A 25,287-nucleotide genomic window follows, 5' to 3' on the forward strand; every position below is an offset into this window, starting at 1 on the left:
AGCGTGATGTCCCCGGCGACCACCGCGACGACGGCGGTGTGCTCGTGGTCGCGGAACGCCCGCTCGGGGTCCTCGTCGACGGGGTCGGTGTCTCGGGGGAGCAGTCCGTCCTCGCGTTGGACGGTGGCCAGCGCCTCCCAGCCCTGCCGCCCGGTGGCCGGTTCGCCGATGCACGCGTCGACGACGAGGAGTTCGGCCACCAGGTCCCACTGTCCGATCTCCGCCCAGATGTCGAGCCAGACCGGCAGCCAGTCGCGCAGGTAGTCGCGCATCGGTGCGGGCAGGCCGTCCGGGCGGGCGCCCCAGTCGGTGAGGTGGAACACGGTGTGGGTGACCTGGTAGCCGGTCATCCAGTTGACGGTCCAGGGCTCGGGGGTCGCGCCGAGCCAGGTGCCGGCGGCCAGGGCGGACCAGTCCGGCCGGTGGCCGAGCCCGACGATCCGTCGGGCGTTGGCCACGGCGAGCCGCCGGTTGGGCTGGACCTCGGCGGCGTGCACGGACCGCAACCGGCTGAGCGAGTCGAGGAGTTCCTCCAGTGCGGGGTGGCGGTACCCGGCCCGGGCGAAGTGGGCGTAGGTCTCCAGCGGGTCGGTCATGGTCAGGTGGCGCAGCTGCCGCTCGTAGAGCAGGTCGCCCTCGCGCAACTGCGCCCAGGCGTGGTCGAGCAGTTCCTGCGCGGCCCGGCTGTCGGCGGGCCCGGTGACGCCGTCGCGCAGTACGAGCGAGGCGGCCAGGGCGACTTCGCCCAGCGGCTTGTAGACGTCGTTGGGGTCGGCGAGGTCGATGACGATGTCGTCGGGGATCCGGCCCAGGCCGTTGCGGTGGGAGGTGTGCAGCCAGCCCAGCGCGCGGGAGGCGAGCCGTTGGGCGGTGGCGAGGACGAGGGTGTCGGTCACGGTACCCGGTTCCCTTCGGCGGTCGGCGGCCGGGAGCGCAGGAGCAGTCGGCGGGCGGCTTCCAGCTCCAGTCCGGTGCGGGCGCTGCCGTCGCCGGCCAGCCGGATCCGCTCCAGGACGGGTTCGAGTTCCAGCCGCGACGGGTGGCCGTCGGCGGCGGCCCGGGCGAGCCAGCGGGTGAGTCGGGCGGCGGTGGTGAGGTCGCGGCGCAGCATGGCGCGGACGGTGCCGCGGGCGAGCGCCGACGTGTTCGTCCGGGCCGTCTCGTGCACCGGACCGTCGAGGCCCGGCAGCGCGAGCGCGGACAGCTGTGCCATCCGCACCGACCAGGCCTGCCAGCCCATGGCGGCCGGGTCGGGGAGCGGGGCCGGTTGTGCTCCGGCGGTCCCGTACGGCGTGCGGGCGAGCAGTTGGCCGGCCGCCCAGTCCTGCCACCCGATCACCAGTTCCGCCTCGGGCGAGGCCGGCGCGGGTGCCGGGAAGGCGCGTCGTCCTTCGGACAGGAGGGCCGCGGTGGGGCCGTCCGGTTCGGTTCCGGTGAACAGTTGCGGGGCGAACAGGTCCGCTCCGAGTACGCGTACCGCGGCCAGCAGCGGGCGCGTGGCGGCGGTGTCCGGGTCCACGATCGCGGCGGCGCCGTCTCCGTTGCGGAGGGCGTCGAGGGTCCGGCCCGCCACCTGTTCCACGGCGGCGGCGTAGGTGTCGCGCAGCGGCGTCTCGGCGAACGGCATCGGTGGTGCCTCCCTTGCGGGCGCTGGGTCCCGGTACGGAGTGGGCCGGTCCGCCGTGGCGAACCGGCCCGGCGGTCGGGCCGCCCGGGGCTCACCGGGTCGGCTTCTCCTTGGGCTGCTTCGGCGACAGCAGGATCAGCGCCAGCAGGACACCGGCGGCCTCGGGCGAGTACGTGGGCGCGTCGGACACGACGGCCTCGTCCTCCACCATCAGGCTCGCGAGTGTTTCGGCCTCGGCGAGCGTCGCGCTGCGTGACGCCGAAGCGGTTTCGGTCCGGAACTGAGTAAGCATCAGATGTGCCTCCTCGTCTGGTTTTCATCACCCGGTCGGGCGATGCCCCTGTCCGACACTACGAGCACGATCCGGTGCCTGCATCCGCAGCCCGCTGAGCTGGGACGTTGCCCTGGGTGTGGGCGCGGCTGCGGTGAGTCGGTACGGTCTGGGCATGACCACAGCCTTGATCACCGGCGCGACCGCCGGCATCGGAGCCGCGTTCGCGCGCCGGCTCGCCCGCAGCGGATACCGCCTCGTCCTGGTGGCCCGCGACACCGAGCGCCTGGAGCGCGCGAGCGCGAACCTGCAGCTCAAGTACGGCGCGGAGACGGAGGTGCTGACCGCCGACCTCGCCACCGACGAGGGCATCGCCGCCGTCGAGGCCCGGCTCGCGGACGCCGCCCGCCCGGTGGACCTCCTGGTCAACAACGCCGGCTTCGGCAACAAGGGCGCCTTCGGGACCGTCCCGCTCCAGGACGAGCTGGACATGCTCAAGGTGCACGTCGAGGCGATCCTGCGGCTGACCACGGCCGCCCTGCCGGGGATGCGCGAGCGCGGCCGGGGCGCGATCGTGAACGTCGCCTCGGTGGCGGCCTTCCTGCCGCGCGGCACGTACGGGGCGAGCAAGGCCTGGGTGGTCAGCTTCACCCAGGGCGTGCTGCGCGACCTCGGCGGGACGGGCGTGCGGATGATGGCGCTCTGCCCGGGCTTCACCCGGACCGAGTTCCACCAGCGGGCGGGCATGGGCACGGGCAACATCCCCGCCTGGTCCTGGCTCTCGGCCGAGCGGGTGGTGGACGAGGCGATGCGTGACCTCGCCCGCGGTCGCTCGGTGTCCGTGCCGGGCAAGCGCTACAAGCTGGCCGTGGCGCTCGCCCGGGTGCTGCCGTCCGGCAAGCTCGGCGGGCTGTCCTCGAAGGCTGCGCGCACGTACCGGACGAACTGACGCGCGCGGCGGCCGGTCGGCCGGGCGGGGGCGGCTCCAGCGGGAGGGGATCCAGCGCGAGGGGATCCAGCGCGAGGGAATCCAGCGCGAGGGGATCCGGCGGGAGTGGATCCAGCGCGAGGGAATAGAGCCACCCTCACTATTAGCTTGCCTAACTATGAGCTACTCTCGCTATGCTGGTGTCCGTCCGGCCGCCGCACCCCCGTCCGCGCCCGCACCCCGGCGCGCCCGACCCAGGGAGGCCCGTACTTGAGGCCCGCCATCAACTGGACCCCGCCCGAACGCGCCGAGGGCGACCCCCGCCCGCCGGCCCAGTGGCGCCGCATCATCGCGCTCTTCCGCCCCTACCGGGGCCGGCTCACCACGGTGGGGCTGCTGGTCGCCGCCTCCGCCGTGGTGTCCGTCGTCTCGCCGTTCCTGCTCAAGGCCGTGCTGGACACCGCCATCCCGCAGGGCCGCACCGGGCTGCTCAGCCTGCTCGCGCTCGGGATGATCCTCACCGCCGTGGTGAACAGCGTCTTCAACGTGCTGCAGACGCTGATCTCCACCACCGTCGGCCAGCGCGTCATGCACGACCTGCGCACCTCCGTCTACGGCCACCTGCAACGGCAGTCGCTGGCCTTCTTCACCCGCACCCGCACCGGCGAGGTGCAGTCCCGGATCGCCAACGACATCGGCGGCATGCAGTCCACGGTGACCTCCACCGCGACCAGCCTGGTCTCCAACCTCACCGCCGTGATCGCCTCGATCGTCGCCATGGTCGCCCTCGACTGGCGGCTGACCGTCATCTCGCTGGTGCTGCTCCCGCTGTTCGTCTGGATCAGCCGCCGGGTCGGCCAGGAGCGCAAGAAGATCACCACCGAGCGGCAGAAGCAGCTCGCCGCGATGAGCTCGGCGGTCCAGGAGTCACTGTCGGTCAGCGGCATCCTGCTCGGCCGCACCATGGGCCGCTCCGACTCGCTGGCCCGGGAGTTCACCGAGCAGTCCGACCAGCTCGCCGACCTGGAGGTGCGCTCCAGCATGGCCGGGCGCTGGCGGATGAACACCATCATGATCGTGATGGCCGCCATGCCCGCGCTGATCTACTGGGCGGCCGGACTGACCTCCGCCGCCGGGGCGCCGATCGTCTCGGTCGGCACCCTGGTCGCCTTCGTCACCCTCCAGCAGGGCCTGTTCCGCCCGACCGTCAGCCTGCTCTCCACCGGCGTGGACGTGCAGACCTCGCTCGCGCTCTTCCAGCGCATCTTCGAGTACCTCGACCTGCCGGTGGAGATCGCCGAACCGCCGCACCCGGTCACCCTGGCCGACATCCGCGGCGAGGTCCGCTTCGAGGCCGTCGACTTCCGGTACGACCCCGAGCAGGAGCGCCCCACCCTGGACGGCGTCGAGCTCAAGGTCCCGGCCGGGACGTCCCTGGCCGTCGTCGGCGAGACCGGCTCGGGCAAGACCACCCTCAGCTACCTGGTGCCGCGGCTGTACGACGTCACCGGCGGCCGGGTCACCCTGGACGGCGTGGACGTGCGCGAGCTGTCCTTCGACACCCTGGCCCGCGCGGTCGGCGTGGTCTCCCAGGAGACCTACCTCTTCCACGCCTCGGTCGCCGAGAACCTGCGCTTCGCCAAGCCGGGCGCCAGCGACGCCGAACTGGTCGAGGCCGCCCGGGCCGCGCAGATCCACGACACCATCTCCGCCCTCCCGGACGGCTACGACACCCTGGTCGGCGAACGCGGCTACCGCTTCTCCGGCGGCGAGAAGCAGCGCCTCGCGCTCGCCCGCACCATCCTGCGCAACCCGCCCGTGCTGATCCTGGACGAGGCCACCAGCGCGCTCGACAACCGCACCGAACACGCCGTCCAGCAGGCCGTGGACACCCTGGCCGCCGGCCGGACCACCATCACCATCGCGCACCGGCTCTCCACCGTCCGCTCCGCCGACCAGATCGCCGTCCTGGACCGCGGCCGGGTGGTCGAACTCGGCACCCACGAGGAGCTGGTGGAACGGGACGGACGGTACGCGGCGCTGCTGCGCCGGGAGACGCCGGAGGCGGCGTCCCTGTCGGACGCCGCCCTCGGTCACGCGTAGTCGTACCGGTCGCGCGGATCACCGGTCGCGGGTGGTCGTTCCGGCCGCGCGGATCGCCGGTCACGCGTTCGTACCGGTCGCGCGGATCGTCAGGAGGCCGGAGACGCGGCGCTCAGGCCGCCTTCGGCACCTCGTTGTACCCGTCCGCGACCTCCTGGCCGGAGAGCCGCTGGATCGCCGCCATCACCTCGTCGGTCACCTGGCGACGGGCCTTCAGCGAACGGGCCTGCCCGTGCAGCTCGTCGAAGTGCAGCGGTTCGCCGAAGCGGACGGTCACCTTCTTGATCCGCGGCAGCCGCTTGCCCACCGGAAGGATCTGCTCCGGGCCCTCCAGGGCCACCGGGACGACCGGGACGCCCGCGGTCAGCGCGAGCCAGGCGACCCCCGTCTTGCCCCGGTAGAGCCGGCCGTCCAGCGACCGGGTGCCCTCCGGGTAGATGCCGAAGGCCTTGCCGTCCTCCAGGATCTCCAGCGCCGACTCCAGCGAGGCCTGGGCGGAGCGGTAGGTGCCGCGCTCGACCGGAACCGCGCCGATCGACTCGAAGAAGCCCTTGGAGAGCCGGCCCTTGAGCCCGGTGCCGGTGAAGTACTCGGCCTTGGCGAGGAAGTGGACCCGGCGCGGGGCGGTGAGCGGGATCACCACGCTGTCGATGAACGACAGGTGGTTGCTGGCCAGGATCACCCCGCCCTTGCGCGGCACGTTCTCGATGCCCTCGATGGCCGGACGCCAGATCCCGCGTGAAACGGGTTTCAGCACCAGCCTGGTGGCGAGGTCGAGCACGGGTTCCCTCCCTGGACGAACGACCGCCCCGGAGGAGTCCGGGCCAGCAATCAGACCCGCAGACTACGACACCCACCCGGGAGCCCGTCCACTCCCGCCGACCGTGGCGAACACCACGGCCGGGTAGGGTACGGCCGTCCGAACCGAGCAAGAATTTGCAGTACCCAGGAGGAACGATGGAGAGCGTCGCGGCCATCAAGGAGATGTTCGACCGTTTCGACAAGAACGGCGACGGCAAGATCACCCCGGCCGAGTACGCGCTGGCCGCCAACGAGATGGGCGACCACAGCGTCACCATCTCGATGGCCGAGGCGCTGATCCACGCGATGGACACCCGTCACCAGGGCTACCTGGACTTCGAGGAGTTCCTGGCCGCCCGCCAGCGCTGAGCCCGCACGGACGGGGCCGGTCGCCGTACCGGCGGCACCGGTCCCGTCCGCAGGCCCCGTCGTTCGTCCTCCCGTCCGTCCTGCCGCCCGCCCTACGGCCTGTCCGTCGGAGCCACCGGGAACACCCGGCGCACCACCCGCTCCGCCGCCCCGCCGTCGTCCCAGACGCAGAACCTCTCCCGGAACCGCTTGCGCGCACCCGGCTCCGGGTCGCCCGCGCGCAGCGCCCGCGCCAGCCCCGCCGCGTCGACCGTGACCGCGCCCGGCGGCTGGGCGAACAGGTCGAAGTACACGCCGCGTTCGCGCTGGTACTCCTCCCAGTCCGGAGCGAATATGACGACCGGTCGGTCCAGCACCGCGTAGTCGAACATCATCGACGAGTAGTCCGTCACCAGCGCGTCCGCCGCCAGGTAGAGGTCCTCGACCACCGGGTGCGCCGACACGTCCACGATCTCCGCAGCGTCCTCACCGGCCGTCAGGTCGCCCGGGCCGTCGGCGTGGAAGTAGTGGGTGCGCACCAGCAGCGTGAACCGCGGGCCCAGCGCCCGCGCCAGCTCCGCCACGTCCAGCAGCGGCACGTAGCCGCCCTTGCCGCCGCGGTGGGTCGGCGCGTACAGCACCGACGTGGTGCCGGGCCGCAGCCCCAGCCGCTCGCGCATGGCCAGGACCTCCCCCGGGGTGGAGTTGGCCAGCCGGTCGTTGCGCGGGTAGCCGGTGTCCAGCATCTCGTAGCGGCCCGGGAAGGCCCGGGCGAAGTGCTCGCTGGTGTGCGGGTTGGAGGAGACCAGGAAGTCCCAGCGGTCGACGGCCTCCTGGAGCCGGTCGAAGTCCATCCCCTCGGCGGCGGCCTCGGGGCGGCCCCGCAGGTCCATCCCCATCGCCTTGAGCGGGGTGCCGTGCTGGGTCTGGACGTGCACCGTGCCCGGCCGCTTCGCCATCGTGCGCGGGAAGTTGACGTTGTTCACGAAGTACTTCGCGGTCGCCATCGCCTTGAGGTACGCCGGGGTGTTGACGATCACGTACGGGACGCCGGGCGGCATCGCGTCGGCCTGCCGGCGGTTCTCCACCACCCACACGCCGCGGATCTGCGGGGCGAGTTCCTTCGCCTTCTCGTAGATCGCCGCCGGGCTGCACGCGTAACCCCGGTGCCAGTACGCGGCGTAGACCGCCAGGTGCTCGTCCAGCGGCAGGCGGCGGAACGCGTTGTACGCCGTGAACCGGGCGCCGCTGCGCACGCCCTTCTTCACCGCGGGGGCCACCGCCCGTGCCCCGCGCTTGAGTTCGCGCGGCAGCCGGCCGGTGCGGCGCAGCTCGGCGTACGCGATCCGGGCGCCGCGCGAGGCCAGCCGGTACTGCACGCCGCGCACCCCGCCGGGGAAGCGGTAGTCGGCCGGGCGGTGGCGCTCGAAGTGCGCGGCGACCCGGTGGAAGTAGTCCCGGCGCCGGTCGACCGGGACCAGTCCGGGGGTGTCGTAGACGTTCAGCGCCTGCCGGACGGTCCGGTCGAAGACCAGGGTGCGCAGCGCCGGCGGGACGGGCCGTCCGGGGCCGTCCGGGCGCTCGCACCGGTCCAGGAAGGCGAAGATGGCGTCGTACTGGGCGAACACGTCGGCGTGCTTGGGGGAGGCGGTGGCGGTGATCGCGCCGTCCCGGCCGCGCCGGTAGTTGTAGCAGGGGCGGTCGAGGTAGCGCAGCCGCCCGGCGGCCAGCAGCGCGGGGTAGGTGACCGAGATGTCCTCGTAGTAGCCGCGGCCGAAGGAGACCCCGAGGCCCTCCAGGAACGCGCGGCGGAACACCTTGTTCCACACCGACATCACGGTCTGGAACAGCGCCGGGTGCTCGGCCACCGTGCAGCCCTCGACCAGCGGGGAGCCGACCAGCACGTGCCGCCAGGGGTTGGGCTCGCTCCCGCCGTCCGGGTAGACGTGGGTGAAGTCGGTGAGCAGGACGTCGGCGGGCGCCTCGCGGCGGCGCTCCTGCGTCAGCTCGTCCAGGATCACGCCGACCGTCCGCTCGGGCAGCCAGTCGTCGCTGTCCACGAACCAGACGTACTCGCCGCGCACCTGCGGCAGGGCGGCGGCCCGGGCGCCGCCGAGGCCCTGGTTCTCGGTGAGGTGCATCACGCGCAGCCGGGGGTCGCGGGCGGCGTAGGCGTCCAGGATCGCGCCGGAGCCGTCGGGGGAGAGGTCGTCGACCGCGATGACCTCGAAGCGGGTCTCGGCGGCGGGGGTCTCGCCGAGGATCGAGTCGAGGCAGCGCGGCAGGTACCGCTCCACGCCGTGGACCGGGAGCACGATGCTGAGGAGGAGGGACACGCTGGCCGAGTCTACCGATCCACGCGGTGCGACCTGCGGGGACGTCCGCCCGGGACGGGACGGGGGCGGTGGTCGGGCGGGACCAGGTGGCGCGGAGGCCGGCGCCGGGGGCCGGAGCGGGGGTGATCACCGGTCCGGGACCGCCGGTGCCTGGCCCCGGAACGGGGTGGCACCGGCAGTCTGGTGGCGGCCGGGCCGACCCTCTACGGCCGGCCGCCGGTCCGGGCACCGTATGGGCCTGGTCACCGCAGCGTCGAGGTGACCGGGCAGTGGCCCGCAGGAGCCGGAGTTCGATCGAGTCGCTTCACGACTCGAACACGCACCTGCGTGCGGTGCGGGCACCGGTGCGTGCCTCAGATACTGCTTGGAGGATCGACGCGAGTCAATCCCTCGTATGTGTTCACTTCATGAATCGGCTGGCGTGCGGTCGACCACCCGCTGGTGATCGTTTTGTCGACCTCGCGACTGTCCCCTATATGGGGGCGATTCGTCGACACCGCAGTCGAGGTCGCAGCCGGCGCCGCGGGAGTGCCTGTCGTACGCCGGCTCGCGCCCGCCCGCACCCGCCTGCGCGCGGCGTGCACCGCGCGGACGGACGCCGGGGCCGCGCCTCCTGGCCCTGGTGACGAATGGCGGGTCGTGCACCATCATTGATGCCTAGTCGTGACCGCCCGAGCTGCCCCTGGTGCATCGTCAGTTGACGCCGCACGGTACGGTGGCACAACACCGAGGACGGTTGCGCGAAGGCCGTCCCTCACGGATAGTCTTCGCCTCACGGCCCTGGCGCCTCGTAGGGGTGGGAAAACTGATGGAACACATGCAAGTGCGGACTCGGCCCCGTGTGCCGGCGGTCCAGTGCGGTGTCGGCGCGACCGGCCGCCGGATCGAGCGACACCTGGCCGTGCTCGGCGCGCCCGCGCTCCCGGCGGTGGACACCGCCGAGGCGCTCGGGTTGATAAGGGAGCTGACGCCGCGCGGCGCCGACACCCCGGCGGCGGCCCGCCGTCGCCACACCCGGGTCTCGCTGCTGGCGCCGCTGCGCCGGCTGCGCCGCAGCCTCTTCGGCGGGCGCGGCTGAGACCCTGGAGCAGGCTCGCGGCCTCGGCCCGGGACCGGCTCACGAACGACCCGACGGACCACCGGCCCGTCGGGTCGTCGGCGTATCCGGAGACGGGACCGCCAAATTGGTCTGAACCTTTCACCCTACGCGAGGCCGCCGCCCCCGCGTGGGCAGTCGGCGAGGCAGTACGCCCGACCGGTCGACCTGGGCCAGGATGGCGCCATGGCGGACAACAACCACTCCACGTCAGCCGGGGCGACCGGGTCCTTCCAGACCACCACCCTGGAGATCACCACCGGCAACCGCGAGGTCGCGCTGGACATCACCGACCGCTGCGCCGCGTTCCTCGACGAGCGGGCCGCCGGGCGGGACGGGCTGCTCAACGTCTTCGTCCCGCACGCCACTGCCGGGATCGCCGTCCTGGAGACCGGCTCGGGCAGCGACGACGACTTCCTCGCCACCCTGCGCGCGCTGCTCCCCGCGGACGACCGCTGGCGCCACCGGCACGGCAGCCCCGGCCACGGACGGGACCACGTGGTGCCCGGCCTGGTCGCCCCGCACGCCACCCTTCCGGTGCTCGGCGGCCAACTGGCCCTCGGCGTCTGGCAGTCCGTGGTGCTGATCGACACCAACGGCGACAACCCGCGCCGCACCGTGCGGCTGTCCTTCCTCGGCTGAGTGACGGGCCGGTCTGCGAGCCGGGCTGCGGGCCGGACTACGCGCTGAGCTACGGGCGGGACCACGGGCCGGACGACCCGCTGAGCTACGGGTCGAGCCTCGCGACGTGGCCGGCCACGGCCGCGAGGTAGCGCTCGATCGCCAGGTACTGGCAGAGCAGAGCGACCGGCCGGCCCAGCCGGGCGTACCAGGCGGACAGCCGGGAGAACGCGGCCACCTCGAACCACACCTCGCCGTCGGCGTCCATCGACACCAGGAACGACTCCTCCCCGCACTCCGGATGCCCCGGCAGCGTCCCGTACGCGAACCCGATCCGGTCCGGCCCGGCCACCGTCCACACCACCCGGCAGGGGATCACCAGCCTCGGCCACCGGCTGCCCGGCAGGCTCAGCCGCAGCAGCACGGTGGCCCCGTCCCGGACCGGCCCGCCCGGGTACACCGCGAACCCGGTCCCCAGCTGGCTGCCCCACCCGAGCACGTACCGCCCGGCCCGCTCCAGCACCTCCGGCCCCCGCCCCAGGTGCACCCGTCGGCGCAGGTGCGCGTACCCCTCCGGCAACGGCCCACCCCGGGTCGCCCCCACCTCCGCGTACGTCGGCCCGCCCGCCCGGGCCTCCCGCAACTGCCGCCGCAGACCCCCGGACCCACGAACCGTGCCGACCGTGCCGACTGTGCCGCTTGTGCCAACCATGCCGGCCACGCTAGCCCCGGGCCGCAGGCCCGCCTTGCGGCGGGGTGGGGGCGGGGAGTAGGAAGGCGGCATGAGTGAGAGCAGGACGGACGGCGCCGTGGTGGGCGGGGACGCGGCGGCCTGTGGGCCGGTGCCGGTGGGGGCGACGGAAGCGGCGCTGCGGGAGGACCCGGGGGCGGAGGGACCGCGGGCCGACTGCGTGCTGTGCGGTGAGCCGACGGTGCTGCCCGCCGACCAGCCGGGCAGCACCCTGTGCCCGACCTGTGCCTGGCAGCAGGCCCAGCGGATCGCCTGTTCGGGCTGAGCGGGCTGGGCGTGTCGGGCGGGGCGGGCGTTTTGGGCGTGTAGGGCGGGGTGGGCGTCAGGCGTCCTCCCGGCCGGCCAGGGCGAGGGTGGAGCCGTGGCGGCCCTTGCGGACCAGGAGCTGGGCCGGGATGCGGCTGCGCAGGTCGGCGACGTGGCTGACGATGCCGACGGCGCGGTCCCGCTCGCGCAGGCCGTCGAGGACGTCCATCACCTCCTCCAGGGACTGTTCGTCCAAGGTGCCGAAGCCCTCGTCGATGAAGAGCGTGTCCAGTGGCATCCCGCCGGCCTCGTCGGTGACCACGTCGGCCAGGCCGAGGGCGAGGGAGAGCGAGGCGAAGAAGCTCTCGCCGCCGGAGAGGGTGGCGGTGTCCCGCTCGGTGCCCGTCCAGGCGTCGACGACCCGCAGGGCCAGTCCGGAGCGCTTGTTGCCGGTGCCGCGGTCGTCACTGTGGACCAGGGTGTAGCGGCCGCCGGACATCCGGACCAGCCGGTCGCTGGCCGCCGCCGCGACCTGCTCCAGCCGGGCCGCGAGCACGTACGACTCCAGCCGCATCCGCAGCCGGTTCTCGGTGGAGGTGCCGGCGGCCAGCGCGGCCAGCCGGTTGATCCGCCCGTACCGCTCCAGGGTCGGGGCCAGCTCGGCGGCCAGCTCGCCCAGCCGGTCCCCGATCTCGGCGAGTGCCGCGCAGCGCTCCCGGGCGGCCGACCGGGCGGCGTGCGCCCGGCCGAGGCGGTCGGTGGCGGCGCTCAGCGCGGCCGCGGCGGCGGGCAGGTCGACCGGCGGACGGGCGGCGGCCTCGGCCAGTTCGGGCAGCGCCAACTCGTGCCGGACGGCGGCGGACTCCGCGCGGTGCCGCTCCAGCCGGGCCTCCAGCCGCTCCCGCTCCTCCCGGGGCAGTAGGACGGCGAGCGCGGCCCCGGCATCCGGGAAGCCCGCCGCCGCGGCGGCCTTGCCGAGTTCCTCCTCGGCCGCGTCGAGCCGCTCCCGCGCCTCCGACGCCGCCCGCGCGGCCCCGGCCACCGCGGCGACCGCCTCGGCGAGCCGGCCCAGCGTCGCGGCCCGGTCGGCGACCGAGGCGGCCGTGCCGCGCGCGGCCGACACCCTGGCGCTCAGCGCCCGCTGGTCGTCCGCCAGGGCCTGCAGCCGGTCGGTGAGGACGGCGGCGCGCTCCTTGGCCTCGTTCAGCTCGTCCAGCCGACGGGTGCGGTCCTGCGACAGCCGGGCGATCTCCCGGCCGACCCGGCCGAGCGCCTCCGCCTCGTGCAGCGCGGCGCGGTGCTCCCGCTCCAGCTCGGCGAGCGAGCGCGCGAGCACGTCCGCTGCCTCGGGGCCGGCTGCACCGGCGGCCGTCGCCTCGCGCACCCGCAGCGCGGTCAGCGCCTGGTCGGCCTCGCCCCAGGCCCGCTCGGCGGCGGCCTGCGCCCGACCGGCCCGCTCCTCGTCCTCGGCGCTCACCCGGCCGCCGTCGACGGCCTCGGCGGGCGCCGGGTGCTCGGCCGAGCCGCAGACCCGGCAGGCCTCGCCCGAGCGGAGCTGCTCGGCCAACTCGGCGGCCATGCCGGCCAGTCGGCGGTCCCGCAGGTCCAGGCCGAACTCACGGGCGTCCAGCGCGGCCGTGCGCAGCTCGGCGACCCTCGGCTCGGCCGCCGCGATCTCCACCCGCAGGCCGTCCCGCTCCCGGGCCGCGGCCAGGCGGGTGGTCGACTCGGCGCGCCGGCCGTCCAGTTGCTCGACCCGGACGCCCGCCGTCCGGGCCCGTTCCTGCTGCTCCTCCAGGCGGCCCAGCTCGCCGTCGAACTCGGCCAGCCAGTCCTCGGCCTCCTCGGCCCGCTCCTCGGCGCCGCGCCGCTCCGCGGCCAGGGCGAGCTGCTCGCGGCCGAGTTCGGCGCAACGCCGCTCCTCCGCCCGGGCCGTCTCCAGCCGGACCACCTCGGCGCGCAGCCGCAGTTCCGCGTCGGCCAGCTCGGCGGCACCGGCCCCGGCCCCGGCCGGGACGTGCTCCGCGATCCCGGTACGGGCCAGCGCCTCCCGGCGCCGCTGCTCCGTCTCCCGGGCCCGGCCGAGCGCCTCGGCCGCGCTCTCCCGCAGGCGCAGCGCGGATTCCACGCCGACCGCCTCCTGGGCGGCCGCGAGCCGCTGCCGGTCCCGCGCCGCGGCCGGTTCGAAGGCGGCCAGCCGGTCGGCCTCGGCCAGTGCCTCCCGGTGCCGGCGCTGGCGGGCGGCGAGCTCCTCGGCGCCTTCGCGCCCGTGCTGGGCGGCCCGGTGCGCGGCCTCGGCCCCCGCGAGGGCGGCCTCGGCGACGGTGAGCTGCTCGGCCGCGCCGCCGCGCAGGATCGCGGCCCAGCCGAGCAGCCCGGGGGCGAGGTCGGCGTCGCCGTCCTCGGCCGGCACCCACGCCCCGGCGGGTTCGGCCCCGGGGCCGGCGGCCTGCTCGGCCTTGCTGGCGAGGTCCCGCAGGCGTCGGCGTCCGGCCTGGACGGCCGTCTCCTGGGTGCGGCGCCGGTCGGCGAGCCAGGCCTCGACGTGCCCGTAGCGCTCGGTGTCGAAGAGGCGGCGCAGCAGCTTGCCGCGCTCCTCGGAGTCCCCCTTGAGGAAGCGGGCGAAGTCACCCTGCGGCAGCAGCACCACCTGGCAGAACTGTTCCCGGCTCATGCCGATCAGCCGGTGGATCTCCTCCCCGGCCTCCTGGTGCGACTTGCTGACCGGCTGCCAGCCGGGGGCGCCGTCGCCCGCGTCGGCGGCCCACGCGCGCAGCAGGGTCTGCGGCCGCTCGACGGTGGTGCCGGTGCCGACCTTCTTCGGCCGGCGCTGCTCGGGCAGCCGGGTGATCCGCAGCCGGCGCCCGCCCAGCGTCAGCTCCAGCTCGACCTGGGTCAGCTGTCCGGGGTCGGCGTGGTCGCTGCGCAGCCGGTTGGCCCGGCGGGCGTTGGGCGTCTCGCCGTACAGCGCGAAGCAGACCGCGTCCAGCACGCTGCTCTTGCCCGCGCCCGTCGCCCCGCGCAGCAGGAACAGCCCGCCGGCGGCGAGCGCGTCGAAGTCCACCGTCTCGCTGCCCGCGAACGGGCCGAAGGCGGTGACGGTGAGCCGGTGTAGCCTCATCGGGGCAGGTCCGCCTTCCGGTCGGCGTCCGTGCGGACGTGCTCGAAGCCCTCGCGCAGCCAGCCGAGCTCGTCCGGCTCCGGCTCGGCCCCGGGGCGGACGTGCCGCAGGAAGCCCTCGGCGATCTCCAGGTCCTCCCGGCCGCTGACCCGGGAGGCGTACGACCGGGCCGGCTCGGTGCCGCCGTCCTCGGGGTCGAACAGCAGCTGGAGGGTGTGCGGGAAGCGGCGGCGCAGCTGCTCCATCGGCTCGCCCGGGCGGGCGGCGTCGGTGAGCGTGGCCTGCACCCAGGACTGCTCGTCCTCGGTGTACCTCTCGTCGGTGAGCAGCTCGGCGAGGGTGCCGCGCAGGGCGGCGAGGGCGCGCGGCCGGGGGCAGTCGACCCGCTCGGCCGTCACCGCGCCGTCGGCGGCGAGGTCGACCAGCCACATGGTCTTGCGCTGGCGCGCCTCGGAGAAGGAGTAGGCGAGCGGGGAGCCGCTGTACCGCAGGTGGGGGGCGAGGGTCTGGCAGCCGTGGAGGTGGCCGAGCGCGGCGTAGTGCACCCCGTCGAACACCGAGGCGGGGACGGCGGCGACCCCGCCGACGGCGATGTCCCGCTCGCTGTCGCTCGGTGCTCCGCCGGTGACGAAGGCGTGCGCGAGCACCACCGCCCGCGTCCCCTGCGGGCGGGCCGACAGGTCGGCGCGGACCTGCTCCATCGCCGCGCCGAGCACCGCCGCGTGCCCGCCCTTGGCCAGGCCGAAGCGCTCGCGGACCAGCGTCGGCTCCAGGTAGGGCAGCCCGTACACCGCCACCGGGCCGTGCTCGTCCGCCAGCAGGACGGGCTCGGCGCACGCGCCCGGGTCCGTCCGCAGGTGGATCCCGGCGCGCCCGATCAGGCCGGCGCCGACGCCGAGGCGGCGGGCCGAGTCGTGGTTGCCGCTGATGAAGACCGTCGGGACCCCGAGCTCCGCCAGCCGGTGCAGCACGTCGTCGAACAGCGCGACCGCGTCCAGGCTGGGCAGCGCCCGGTCGTACACGTCCCCGGCGACCAGCACGGCGTCCACGCCCTCGGACCGGACCACCTCCACGAGGTGGTCCAGGAAGGCGCGCTGGGCGTCGTGCAGGCTCTCCCGGTGGAACGAGCGCCCGAGATGCCAGTCGGAGGTATGCAGCAGTCTCACTACAGCGCTCCTACCTGCACGTTTGCCACTTTGATGTCCTCCGGGTCAGCACCGAGTCAGCACGGGTCACGCGGCCAGTGCCTGGTCAGTACCGAGTATCACAGGACCCACCGACAGAGCCTCGTCCATCACGGTCCTCAGTCTCTCTCCCGCATCAGGGGAGAGGCGGCCGTAGATGTCGGCGGTGATCCGGATCGTGGAGTGCCCGAGCCAACGGGAGACCGCCAGGGGGGACACCCCACCCGCGATGGCACCGGAGGCGAAGAAGTGCCGGAGGTAGTGAGCCGTCCACGGCTCATCACCGTACCCCGAGGGCGTGCACCAGGAGCACGGCCCGCTCTTCGCCCGCCGGGCTCTCCGCCTGGGCCCGGTCCGGCTCGAAGAGGACGGTGATCCCTGCCACGATCCCCATGTGCAGGGCCGCATGGGCGACTGCATTTCGATCTCGATCGAGTTCCGCCGATGTCTGGTCCCGTCATGTACACACTGCGTACGCTCGAACCCGACTGCTCGTTGGTGCGAGAGCCCGGGGGACACGATGGCTCACGAGGCAAGCCCTGGCCAGCTCGTCGGGGGGAAGTACCGGCTGGTCTCCAGCCTGGGGTCGGGTGGCTTCGGACGGGTTTGGAAGGCTCACGACGAGCACCTTGACGTAGACATAGCGATCAAGGAGATCTGGCTCCCACCCGCGCAGTTCGAGGAGGAGTACAACGAGCGCCTCAAGCGCGCCGCGCGTGAGGCCCGAAGTGCCGCCAAGCTCCGCGATCACCCCAACATCGTGACCGTTCACGAAGTCGTCGTGGATGCCGGCCGCCCGTGGATCGTGATGCAACTGGTCAACGGCTGCTCGTTGGACGAACACGTCAGGCGGCGTGGCCCGTTGCCCCGTGACACGGCGCTCAAGGTTGCCAGGGCACTCCTGGAAGCCCTTGACGCCGCTCACCGCGCCGGTATCTTCCACCGCGACGTCAAACCGGCCAACGTCATGATGGCCTCCGACGGAAGAATCCTTCTCACCGACTTCGGGATCGCCCGGCACGAGAACGACACGGTGCTGACTGCGTCGGGGACAGTCATTGGCTCCCCGGAGTACATGGCGCCCGAGCGAATCCGGGGACGGGCCGACATGCCGGTCAGCGACCTCTTCTCCCTCGGAGCCACGCTCTTCCACGCCATTGAAGGAATCTCCCCGTTCAGGAGGGAGACGTCAATGGCATCCATGTCCGCAGTGCTGATGGATGAGCCTCCACCGCTCGTGAAGGCCCGTGACCCGCTTAGAACAGTCGTCCGTCTGCTACTTGAGAAGAAGCCCGAACAGCGGCTCGGCATTTCAACAGCATTGGTCTTCCTTGCCGGACCTTCTCGCTCGGAGAACCCCGGTGGGCCGCAGACTGAGCACAAGGTCTTGCTGCCGAAGAAGGATAGCCAAGCCTACTTGAGAGCAGCCATAGAGCTTGAGCGGCAACAGCAGGTTGAGAAATTACTGCTCAACAGGCCATCACCTGCCATGCCGGTGCCCGCTGTCAACACACGCGGGCCACTGGAACAGCGGCACAGCAACTCCGAAGGCCAGGATGGCGCAAGCAGTGCAACCGAACGATCGGGTGGTCTCACGGCAAAGAAGGCCCGCGATGCAGTAGTCGTAGCAATGGGTGCCGTAGTTATGGTTGGCGCAATATCCTGGGGCCTTCCGAAATTAGTGAACAACACGGCCTGCGGGTGGATGAAGAGCGCGCTCGTCAAGTATGAGCCGAATGGCTATACTACATATCAAAATCGACAGCAGATCATCAATCAGGCGAAAGATGCTCTAGATCTCCCAGAGCTTGACTATGACATAAAATCCCGGCTTGAGACATATGAAGACAGCCTATTGAGAAATTGGTATGCCCAAGACGCTGGGGATGGCCAGGCGAGCCGGGCGCGGTCGGAGGTTTTGAAGGCATGCGGAGATGAGGGGAACTAGCGCGCCGAGGAGGCGCCAGGTGGGGACTCCTCCGAACTGCTGCCGCATGTCGGCGCCCGGCCACGGTCGTCCGCATGGACTCCTACCGCCCCGCCAAGACCACGCCCCCGGCTCCAGTGCCCGATCCCCGGCCTGAGCCGGTTGCCTCCGGGAACCCGTTCCTCGCGCTCCTCAGAACGTTCGAAGCAAAGCAAACCGCCCCGGCCTACTTGGCCGGGGCGGTTCTCTCATTTGCTGGTCCCGGGCATGCGTGATCGTCCGACCGGAGGCCTCGAGCACCTTCGCCGTGAGCCCCGCGTTCTTGCCGGGCGCGGTCGACAGCAGGTCGGGGACCACGGCGGCGAAGTGAGCCGGGTGCCAGGCGACTGCCAGCATGGTTCGGGTCTTCCCCCGGCCTGCGATGTACTCCCGCCGGACAAGCTGGTCGCCAGGGGCCAGGTTGAAGATGTCCTGGACGTACAGCGGGGGAACCACCAGTTCGGCCGCAGTGACACGACTGGTCTCGCCTTCCACCGGGCTCGACCTCAGTCGCTGCGCTGACAATCCCGGCCTGCTCAGTGGCCACGGGGGGTTGTCCGCTGGGCGAGCCGAGGGCGGGCGGTGGGCGAGTGGCGGGTGGACGGTGGGCGAGTGGTCGACGAGGGGCTCATGTTTGCCCCTTGGCGGGCTGCGGTGGACCGGCCTTGGGGCAAATGTTGCTCCTCTGGGGAGCCTCGGGCGCCGGTGTTCGATTACTCGGGGTGGATTGTCAGTGGCTCTGTGTATGTTCCGTGGCGTCGGCGGATCCGGGGGTCGGAGGCCGACGGGACAGGAGGAGACCATGACCGTGCGGGAGTCGGTGTACGAGGTGTTGGGCGTCGTGGTGGTGCGGAAGCGGCTGCTGCGGGCGCCGGGGGCGCTGCTGTCCGGCGGGCGGAGGCCGGGGTCCGGGCCCGGGAACGCATCCGGGCCCGGGAGCGGGCCCGGGAGTGGGGCCGGCCCCGGGTTCGGGCGGCCGTCGGCGGGTGGGCCCGGTGGGGCCGCGCCGCCGGGCGCGGGGCGACCGCCGGGTGCGCGGGCCGTCGGGGCCGGGGGAGCCGGGGCGCGGGGGCGGCGCGACGGCCGGGCCCGCGGGGCGCCGCCCCAGCCGGTGGCGGTGGCGCTGGCCGTCGAGGCGGAGGACTTCGCCGTGCTGGCCGAGTACGGGCTGTTCGGCGCGCTCGGATACCGGGAGTACCTGGTGCGGGCGGAGGAGCAGCTCAGGGGCCTGTACCAGCAGGGGCTGGAAGTGCACCTGCGCGTCCTGGAGGCGGGTGACTTCGAGGACTACTGCGCCGCGCTCGGCCTCGACCCCCGGGCGTCGGCCGCCCGGGTCGCGTACGCGGGGGATCCGGAGCTCGCCGGGGAGCCCTTCGTCTACGCGGGGGAGCCGATGGCCGACCTCCTCCCGGTGCTGCTGGACGACCACCGGGCGCGGGTGCGGATGTCCGTCGGCTGTGCGGCGCTGCTCGACGTGCTGGGCGACGACCTGGCCGGGCAGCGGCGGATGGCGGCCGTGATGCGGTACGTGACGTCCGTGTACCTGGCGCTGGCCGAGGGCGCGGGGGAGGGCTGCCACCTGCTGACGCTGCGCTGCCACGGCCCGGAGGACGGTGAGCAGCTCACCTCGGCGGTGGACGTCTGCGTCGAGGCGGGGCGGCTGCTACCCGCCGGGCGGGATGTGGAGGCGTTCTGCGTGACGCTCGCGGCCGGCGTGGCCTCGGGCGGTGCGGGGGCGTTGCTGCTGCACGGCGATCCGGCCGCGTCGCCGTACCGGTCGGCGGGCCACGCGGCGGACCGGGCCCCGGACCGGGCCCCGGACCGGGCCCCGGACTGGGAGGCGGACCGACCCTCGGACCACCCTTCGGGGCGGTCGGCGAGCGCTCCGCCGGGCGGGCTCGCGGACGGGGCGAGGAGCGGTCCGCGGGTGCGGGGCTGGGCGCTGGCCGGTGGGCGGCTGCGGCCGATGACCGCCCACGAGGTGTTCGACGAGCTGGCCGACGACGCGGCGCGCGGGCTGCCCTTCCCGCCCGGTGCGGTCCCGCAGCCGGGGTTCCCGCTGCCGGGCCTCCCGGAGGCCGGGGGCGGGGGTGGGCTGCTGGGGTGATCAGGGCGTTCGCGGCCTCCGCATCCACCATGCGGCGCTGGGGACTGTTCATCGACCGCCTGTTCGGGGAAGATCGGAGAAGATCAACAGCAGGAGTGCGCGGTCCCCCACGCCGCCACTCCGGTCGCTCCGCTCCGTACCGTGCTCCGTAGGGTCCGGCGAGCCCGACACCGAGAGGGGGGACGCGCGGCATGGGCCGGATCGAGTTCACGGCGGAGATCGCCGAGCTGCTCGGGAAGGTGCGCCGGCGTCCCACGGCGGGTTGGCCGTGGCGGCCGGGTGAGCAGGTGCCGGAAGGGCTGCCGATGAAGCAGTCCTGGGGCTGGCTGTTCGCCCCGGACGGCCGGGTGCTGACCCTGGTCAACCCCCGGGACGGGATCTGCTCGCTGCCCGGCGGCTCGCTGGAGCCGGAGGACGACGGCGACCCGGCCGCCGCCCTGGCGCGGGAGGCGGGGGAGGAGGCCCAGGCCGTGATCGGCCGGCCGTACTACCTCGGCTACCTGTACGACCGGGTCGGCTCGGCGAACGGCGGGCACGAGTGCGCCCGGGTCCGGATGGCGGCGGCGCTGCGGGCGGTCGGTCCGAGCGCGGCCGATCCGGCCTCGGGCCGGCACTACCGGCGGCTGCTGGTCGCGCCGGGGCTCGCGGTCGAGCTGCTGGGCTGGGGCGAGCCCGGGCTGCGCCAGGCCCGGGCGGCGGTCGCCACCGCCGTCCACTGGCTCGGTGTGCCGGCCGCCGCGAACGAGGAGATCGAGGAGCTCCCGGTCGAGGGCTGCACGGTCTTCCCCGGCCCGGTGTACCCGGGCGGCGGACGCGTCCCGCGGTACTGAACCGGGCCCCCCGGAACGCGGCCGGCGGCGCGCCGTCCCCGGAGCAGGGCTGCCCGGCGGCGGGCGCGGAACCGACGCACCGGCGGCCGCAGCCTGACCGGTGGCTGACGGCGAGCTGACTTCTCGGAAGTTTTTTGTCTACACGCGATGACCGACGCGCGTCGACGTACACCCACACCCACCTGGGCGAACTCACGCTCGGTCGGTGGTAGTTCACGTTTGCGCTATCAGACGGCCCGTCAATGTCCTTGGCATGAGCGCTTCCGTGCCGGGCTACCGCCTGGTATCCCTTCTGTGACCCGCGTCATATCAGGAGGTGCCATGCTCCGCCCTGCTCGTGCCCTGTCCGTCGCCGCCATTGCGGCCGGTCTCACCATGACGACGCTCTTCACGGCGTCAGCCGCCAACGCGGCGGGTGTCAACTACGTCGCCCTCGGGGACTCGTACTCGGCCGGCGTCGGTGCCGGTAGCTACCTGAGCGACAGTGGTAGCTGCAAGCGCAGCACCAATGCGTACGCGTACCTGTGGAAGAACACGAACAAGCCGTCCTCCTTCTCCTTCGTGGCCTGTTCGGGGGCGAGAACCGGCGATGTGCTCAACAGTCAGGTCTCCGCGCTGAACACCGGCACCACGCTGGTCAGCCTGTCGATCGGCGGCAACGACGCGGGCTTCGCCGACACGATGAAGACCTGCGTGCTGGGCTCGGACAGCGACTGCCTCAACGCCGTCAACACGGCGAAGAGCTACGCGACCAACACCCTGCCCGGCCAGCTGGACCGGGTGTACTCCGCCATCAAGGCCAAGGCTCCGAAGGCCCACGTCGTGGTGATGGGCTACCCGCACCTGTACAAGGTCGGCGGCGACTGCATCTTCGGCATCGGTGACACCAAGCGTGCCGCCATCAACGGTGCGGCCGACACGTTGGACGGCGTGATCGCCAAGCGGGTCGCCAACGCAGGCTTCACCTTCGGCGACGTGCGCAGCGCCTTCGCCGAGCACGAGATCTGCGGCTCGCAGAGCACCTGGCTGCACAGCACCACGCTGCCGATCGACGAGAGCTACCACCCGAACTCGGCCGGCCAGTCCGGGGGTTACCTCCCGGTGTTCAGCCGCTCCTGAGCGAAGCGGCGTCGAGTACGCCGGTGCCGGGCGGTCACGGCCGGCAGGCACCGGCGCGTTGTTCCGTGCCGGAGCGCGCGTCCGCCTGTGCGTGTCCGCGTGTCCGCGGGTGCGCCGGCGCCCGGGGTGGCGGTCGGCGTGAACTGACCTTGCGCGCGCGGCAGTTCACTTCCGCGCCAGCAGACTGCCCGTCAATGTCTTTGGCATGAACGCTTCCGTGTTCGATTACCGCTTGGTATCCCTTTCTGTGACCCGCGTCATACCTGGAGGTGCGATGCTCCGCCCTGCCCGTGCCCTCTCCGTCGCCGCGATCGCGGCGGCCCTCACCATGACGACGCTCTTCACGGCGTCAGCCGCCAACGCGGCCGGCGTGAACTACGTCGCCCTCGGCGACTCCTACTCGGCCGGCGTCGGTGCCGGCAACTACCTGGGCGACAGCGGCAGCTGCAAGCGCAGCGCCAACGCGTACGCCGAGCTCTGGACGAACGCGAACTCCCCGGCCTCCTTCTCCTTCGTCGCCTGCTCGGGCGCGAGAACCGGTGACATCCTCAACAGCCAGATCTCCGCGCTGAACAGCGGCACCACGCTGGTCAGCCTCTCGGTCGGCGGCAACGACGCGGGCTTCTCCAGCACCATGAAGACCTGCGTGCTGGGCTCGGACAGCGACTGCCTCAACGCCGTCAGCACGGCCGAGAACTACGCGACCAACACCCTGCCCGGCCAGCTGGGCCAGGTGTACAACGCCATCAGTGCCAAGGCCCCGAACGCCCACGTCGTGGTGATGGGCTACCCGCACCTCTACCAGATCGGCGGCTACTGCCTCTTCGGCATCGGCGACACCAAGCGTGCCGCCATCAACGAGGCCGCCGACACCCTGGACGGCGTGATCGCCAAGGAGGTCGCCAACGCCGGCTTCACCTTCGGCGACGTGCGTGACGCCTTCTCCGGCCACGAGATCTGCGGCTCGCAGGACACCTGGCTGCACAGCACCACCCTGCCGATCGACGAGAGCTACCACCCCAACTCGGCCGGCCAGGCCAACGGCTACCTCCCGGTGTTCAGCCAGTCCTGAGCGTCCGCGCTCTGCCGCTCTGCCGCTCCGCCGTCCCGTCGGGTCGCCATCCCGGTGGGCTGACGATGTGACGCCGGTGCCGCCGTCCCCTCCCAGGTCCTGGGACGGGACGGCGGCACCGCCGCGTCAGCGCCCGGTGCCGGGGTCCGGCCGCACCGGCGGGAAGGGGATCCCGGCGAGAGCGGGCAGCAGCTCCGCCTCCTCGTGGGCGAGGTGAGCCTCCAACTCAGCTGACATCCGGTCCAGTTCGGAGCGGAGCTGATCCGGATCCGTGACCTCGATCCCGGCCAGCAGCGCCAGCAGCTCCTCCTTGATCCGTCCGATCGCCCGGTGCTGCTCACCGAGCCGCTCCAGCACTCCGGCGAGTTCGGGGTGGCTGCGCGCGAGGGCGGGGAAGATCGCGGAGTCCTCGCCGGTGTGGTGGCGCGTCAGCCCCTCGCAGAACGCCAGGCAGTGCTGGCGCAGTTGCAGCCCGAGCCCGGCCGGGCGGCCGGGGGAGTGGGCTTGGGCCTCGGCCCGGACGTGGCGCAGTTGGGCCCGCAGCCAGCTGTGCGCCTCCAGCAGCTTGTCGGCCAGGCTGCGGACGTCGCGCGGGTGGCCCGGCGGCGCTTCGGGGCGCTCCAGGACGACCACCGGCAACTCCCGCTCGGTGTGGGCCTGGTAGTCGCCGTACCCGGGTGCCCGGCGGACGACGGCGGCGAACAGTCGCTCCCGGCGCGGGCCTTCGGCGGGTACCGCGATCGCGTCGAAGGTCTCGGTGCCGAGCTCGACCCTGACCACGGGGTGGGCCAGCAGATTGCGGTACCACTGCGGGTGTTCCGGCGCGCCGGCCGCCGAGGCGATGACCAGGAGCAGCCCCTCGGACCGGACGTACCCGAGCGGTACGGTGTGCGGCCGGCCGGAGTGCGCCCCGGTGGTGGTCAGCAACAGCAGGTCGCCGCCCTCGAACGGACCGCCGACCCGGCCGTCGTTGGCGCGGAACTCCTCGATGACATTCAGGTTGAAGGACATGGGCATGTGTGTGGTGAAGTCTCCTGCGAGTGAGGGGGCGCGGCCACACACGGCATCACGCGACGAACGGGCGGACACCGTGGTGGCCGCCTGGGTCAGATCAGGGCAGCGGAGAAGGTACTCATCGCGCATCGTCCCTTTGCGTGCAAGGTGCTGGCCCGACTGCCGGCCGGCCCACTTCTCTGTGGCCGACGCCGCGCTGCACACCCCCCATGAGACGTGGGCCGTGGATGCCGTGTCAATAGGCGTGATCACCGTGGAGCGTGCGCGGGGAGAGGGGGTGGGGCCGACGGTGGCAGCGACGGGACGACCGCGAAGGGATGACGGGTAACAGATGACAGAGAACAGATGACAGATAACAGATAACAGCTGACAGATTTCATCATCTGAAATCTGTCGGCTGTCATGCATCGGCTGTCATCCGTTCGCCGCCCGGGGGCGGGCCGGTCAACGCAGGTAGTCGATCAGCCCGGCCGGCTTGAGGCCCGCGGCGTCGGCGGCGGCGAGGGCGCGGGGCAGGTCGGTGGCGAGGGTGTCGGTCCAGTGCATCAGGATCACGTCGCCCGGCTGGAGCGGGCCCGGGTGCCAAATGTTGGAGGCGCCCCAGCTGTAGTCGGCGTCGGCGGTCAGCACGGTGCGGATGCCGCAGTTCGCGGCGGCCTGCAGGGTGTCGGCGTTCCAGGCGAAGAACGGCGGGCGGAACACCACGGGCGCGGTGCCGAACAGCCGGGTCATCGCGTCGCGCGCGTCGCAGATCTCCACCTGCTGCTGCTCCAGGGGGAGTTTGCTCAGGTCGGAGTGCGAGACGCTGTGGTCCTGCACGGAGGAGCCGGGCACGGCGGTGACCCGCTTGAAGAAGTCCGGGTCGGTGCCGGCCGGCATCGGCAGCGGGAAGGCCGTGATCGGCAGGTGGTGGTCGGCGATGAAGCGTTCCGCCTCGGGGGTGCGCTGCCAGCCGTCGTCCACGGTGAAGAAGACGACCTTGTCGGTGGTCGGGATCGAGCCGGCCGCCACCGCCGGGGCGGGCGCCGGGCCGTCGACCCGTACGTCGTCCACCGAGAACGGGCCCTGCTGGTACCAGCCGTGCACGTACAGCCGGATGCTGTGGGTGTTCGGGCCGGTGGTGAAGCGGGTGGTCAGCTGCTGCCAGCCGCCGGAGGTGGTCTCGGTCCAGGCGGGGGCGACGTCCCGGCCGGTGCCGGTGGCGCCCAGGTAGACGAAGTTGCCGCGCACCCAGGCCGAGGCGGTGTAGGTGGTGCCGGGCTGGACGGCGACGGTCTGCGCGCACTCGCCGGTGGAGTCGTCGTTCGCCGGGGTGACGGTGAGCGCCGAGGTGCCGGAGTGTGCGCCGGAGGTGGTGACGGCCGCCTCGGCCGGGCCGCCGGTGCAGCTCCAGCCGGGGATGCTGCCCCAGTCGGCGAGGGCGGGGGAGGGCAGTTCGAAGCCGGGGTTGGTGGCCAGGTTGACGGTCGTGGCGCCCGCGCCGCCGGCGGGGGAGACGGGGGTCGCGGGGGAGGCCGTCGGGGAGGCCGTCGGGGAGGCGGAGGCCGCCGGGACGGCGAAGGCGGTGAGCAGCGCGACGGAGGCGGCCAGCGCGGACAGGCGCGTGGACATCGACACGTGAGGACTCCAGCAGGTGGGGGCACGCCCGTGGGGAGGGCGCGGAACGGGAATCTGGACCGTGGAACCGGGGCGCTCCCGGAGGGGCGGGAGCGGGTGGTGCAGGTGCGCCGCACTCGGACCGAAGAG

At 73.0% G+C, this 25,287-nt stretch carries 22 protein-coding genes; 11 read left to right on the forward strand and 11 right to left on the reverse strand.

The genetic code is table 11. The features are described 5' to 3' along the window. The 3 genes from ACFXPX_RS31285 to ACFXPX_RS31295 form a co-directional block, all read right to left on the reverse strand. A partial coding sequence (locus tag ACFXPX_RS31285) for a DUF6895 family protein (RefSeq protein ID WP_380644188.1) occupies positions 1–896 on the reverse strand: 896 nt, incomplete at its 3' end. After that, on the reverse strand, positions 893–1,627 hold the full coding sequence (locus ACFXPX_RS31290) for a hypothetical protein (RefSeq protein ID WP_380521052.1): 735 nt from the start codon (positions 1,625–1,627) through the stop codon (positions 893–895). The genes ACFXPX_RS31285 and ACFXPX_RS31290, both read right to left, overlap by 4 nt. A gap of 91 nt (positions 1,628–1,718) precedes the next feature. Beyond that, positions 1,719–1,919 (reverse strand): hypothetical protein, encoded by a 201-nt coding sequence (locus ACFXPX_RS31295; RefSeq protein ID WP_375891366.1) that lies wholly within the window; start codon positions 1,917–1,919, stop codon positions 1,719–1,721. A 154-nt stretch (positions 1,920–2,073) separates the two neighbouring features. Between ACFXPX_RS31295 and ACFXPX_RS31300 the strand changes: the two genes are divergently transcribed. Beyond that, complete coding sequence (locus ACFXPX_RS31300) at positions 2,074–2,847, forward strand: SDR family NAD(P)-dependent oxidoreductase (RefSeq protein ID WP_380404085.1); 774 nt, start codon at positions 2,074–2,076, stop codon at positions 2,845–2,847. 249 nt (positions 2,848–3,096) lie between these two features. Then, positions 3,097–4,929: an ABC transporter ATP-binding protein gene (locus tag ACFXPX_RS31305; protein ID WP_375891370.1), complete on the forward strand. Its 1,833-nt coding sequence runs from the start codon at positions 3,097–3,099 to the stop codon at positions 4,927–4,929. A gap of 112 nt (positions 4,930–5,041) precedes the next feature. Here the strand turns inward: ACFXPX_RS31305 and ACFXPX_RS31310 are convergent, their stop codons facing one another. Next, positions 5,042–5,710: a lysophospholipid acyltransferase family protein gene (locus tag ACFXPX_RS31310; RefSeq protein ID WP_375891371.1), complete on the reverse strand. Its 669-nt coding sequence runs from the start codon at positions 5,708–5,710 to the stop codon at positions 5,042–5,044. 176 nt (positions 5,711–5,886) lie between these two features. Here ACFXPX_RS31310 and ACFXPX_RS31315 point away from each other — a divergent pair, with 176 nt between their 5' ends. Next, complete coding sequence (locus ACFXPX_RS31315) at positions 5,887–6,099, forward strand: EF-hand domain-containing protein (RefSeq protein WP_375891373.1); 213 nt, start codon at positions 5,887–5,889, stop codon at positions 6,097–6,099. A gap of 92 nt (positions 6,100–6,191) precedes the next feature. On the opposite strand, the gene ACFXPX_RS31320 is transcribed toward ACFXPX_RS31315, so the two are convergent. Then, the gene (locus ACFXPX_RS31320) at positions 6,192–8,414 is read right to left on the reverse strand and encodes a CDP-glycerol glycerophosphotransferase family protein (protein ID WP_380521059.1); all 2,223 of its coding nucleotides are present in this window, start codon (positions 8,412–8,414) and stop codon (positions 6,192–6,194) included. Between the two features lie 808 nt (positions 8,415–9,222). On the opposite strand from ACFXPX_RS31320, the gene ACFXPX_RS31325 reads away from it, so the two are divergent. Further along, on the forward strand, positions 9,223–9,492 hold the full coding sequence (locus ACFXPX_RS31325) for a hypothetical protein (protein WP_375891376.1): 270 nt from the start codon (positions 9,223–9,225) through the stop codon (positions 9,490–9,492). Between the two features lie 204 nt (positions 9,493–9,696). After that, positions 9,697–10,152: a YjbQ family protein gene (locus ACFXPX_RS31330; protein WP_380521061.1), complete on the forward strand. Its 456-nt coding sequence runs from the start codon at positions 9,697–9,699 to the stop codon at positions 10,150–10,152. Positions 10,153–10,237: 85 nt separating this feature from the next. Here ACFXPX_RS31330 and ACFXPX_RS31335 read toward each other — a convergent pair whose 3' ends face one another. After that, entirely contained in the window at positions 10,238–10,843 is a 606-nt protein-coding gene (locus ACFXPX_RS31335; RefSeq protein ID WP_380521063.1) for a DUF1990 family protein, read from the reverse strand. A gap of 70 nt (positions 10,844–10,913) precedes the next feature. Between ACFXPX_RS31335 and ACFXPX_RS31340 the strand changes: the two genes are divergently transcribed. Next, positions 10,914–11,147, forward strand: a complete 234-nt coding sequence (locus ACFXPX_RS31340) for a hypothetical protein (RefSeq protein WP_380589919.1) — start codon at positions 10,914–10,916, stop codon at positions 11,145–11,147. Positions 11,148–11,204: 57 nt separating this feature from the next. Here ACFXPX_RS31340 and ACFXPX_RS31345 read toward each other — a convergent pair whose 3' ends face one another. Together ACFXPX_RS31345 and ACFXPX_RS31350 are read right to left on the reverse strand one after the other, a co-directional pair. Then, a complete protein-coding gene (locus tag ACFXPX_RS31345) occupies positions 11,205–14,249 on the reverse strand; it encodes an AAA family ATPase (protein ID WP_380644189.1) in 3,045 nt (1,014 codons plus the stop codon). Further along, on the reverse strand, positions 14,246–15,415 hold the full coding sequence (locus ACFXPX_RS31350; protein WP_380644190.1) for an exonuclease SbcCD subunit D: 1,170 nt from the start codon (positions 15,413–15,415) through the stop codon (positions 14,246–14,248). Before ACFXPX_RS31350 ends, ACFXPX_RS31345 begins: the two co-directional genes overlap by 4 nt. A gap of 538 nt (positions 15,416–15,953) precedes the next feature. Between ACFXPX_RS31350 and ACFXPX_RS31355 the strand changes: the two genes are divergently transcribed. Further along, a complete protein-coding gene (locus tag ACFXPX_RS31355) occupies positions 15,954–17,381 on the forward strand; it encodes a serine/threonine-protein kinase (protein ID WP_380644191.1) in 1,428 nt (475 codons plus the stop codon). 171 nt (positions 17,382–17,552) lie between these two features. On the opposite strand, the gene ACFXPX_RS31360 is transcribed toward ACFXPX_RS31355, so the two are convergent. Beyond that, complete coding sequence (locus ACFXPX_RS31360) at positions 17,553–17,894, reverse strand: hypothetical protein (RefSeq protein ID WP_380644192.1); 342 nt, start codon at positions 17,892–17,894, stop codon at positions 17,553–17,555. Between the two features lie 307 nt (positions 17,895–18,201). Between ACFXPX_RS31360 and ACFXPX_RS31365 the strand changes: the two genes are divergently transcribed. From ACFXPX_RS31365 to ACFXPX_RS31380, 4 genes are all read left to right on the forward strand, one after another. Further along, positions 18,202–19,506, forward strand: coding sequence for a hypothetical protein (locus tag ACFXPX_RS31365; protein WP_380644193.1), 1,305 nt, complete (start codon positions 18,202–18,204; stop codon positions 19,504–19,506). A 191-nt stretch (positions 19,507–19,697) separates the two neighbouring features. Continuing rightward, on the forward strand, positions 19,698–20,336 hold the full coding sequence (locus ACFXPX_RS31370) for a hypothetical protein (RefSeq protein WP_375891388.1): 639 nt from the start codon (positions 19,698–19,700) through the stop codon (positions 20,334–20,336). Between the two features lie 321 nt (positions 20,337–20,657). Next, a complete protein-coding gene (locus tag ACFXPX_RS31375) occupies positions 20,658–21,455 on the forward strand; it encodes an SGNH/GDSL hydrolase family protein (protein WP_380589931.1) in 798 nt (265 codons plus the stop codon). 274 nt (positions 21,456–21,729) lie between these two features. After that, entirely contained in the window at positions 21,730–22,527 is a 798-nt protein-coding gene (locus ACFXPX_RS31380; protein ID WP_380644194.1) for an SGNH/GDSL hydrolase family protein, read from the forward strand. Between the two features lie 126 nt (positions 22,528–22,653). Here ACFXPX_RS31380 and ACFXPX_RS31385 read toward each other — a convergent pair whose 3' ends face one another. Continuing rightward, positions 22,654–23,544, reverse strand: coding sequence for a nitroreductase/quinone reductase family protein (locus ACFXPX_RS31385; RefSeq protein ID WP_380521080.1), 891 nt, complete (start codon positions 23,542–23,544; stop codon positions 22,654–22,656). A 441-nt stretch (positions 23,545–23,985) separates the two neighbouring features. After that, positions 23,986–25,152, reverse strand: a complete 1,167-nt coding sequence (locus tag ACFXPX_RS31390) for a polysaccharide deacetylase family protein (RefSeq protein ID WP_380521144.1) — start codon at positions 25,150–25,152, stop codon at positions 23,986–23,988. Positions 25,153–25,287 lie beyond the last annotated feature (135 nt).

Source organism: Kitasatospora sp. NPDC059146, from assembly GCF_042786665.1.
Taxonomy (GTDB): Bacteria; Actinomycetota; Actinomycetes; order Streptomycetales; family Streptomycetaceae; genus Kitasatospora.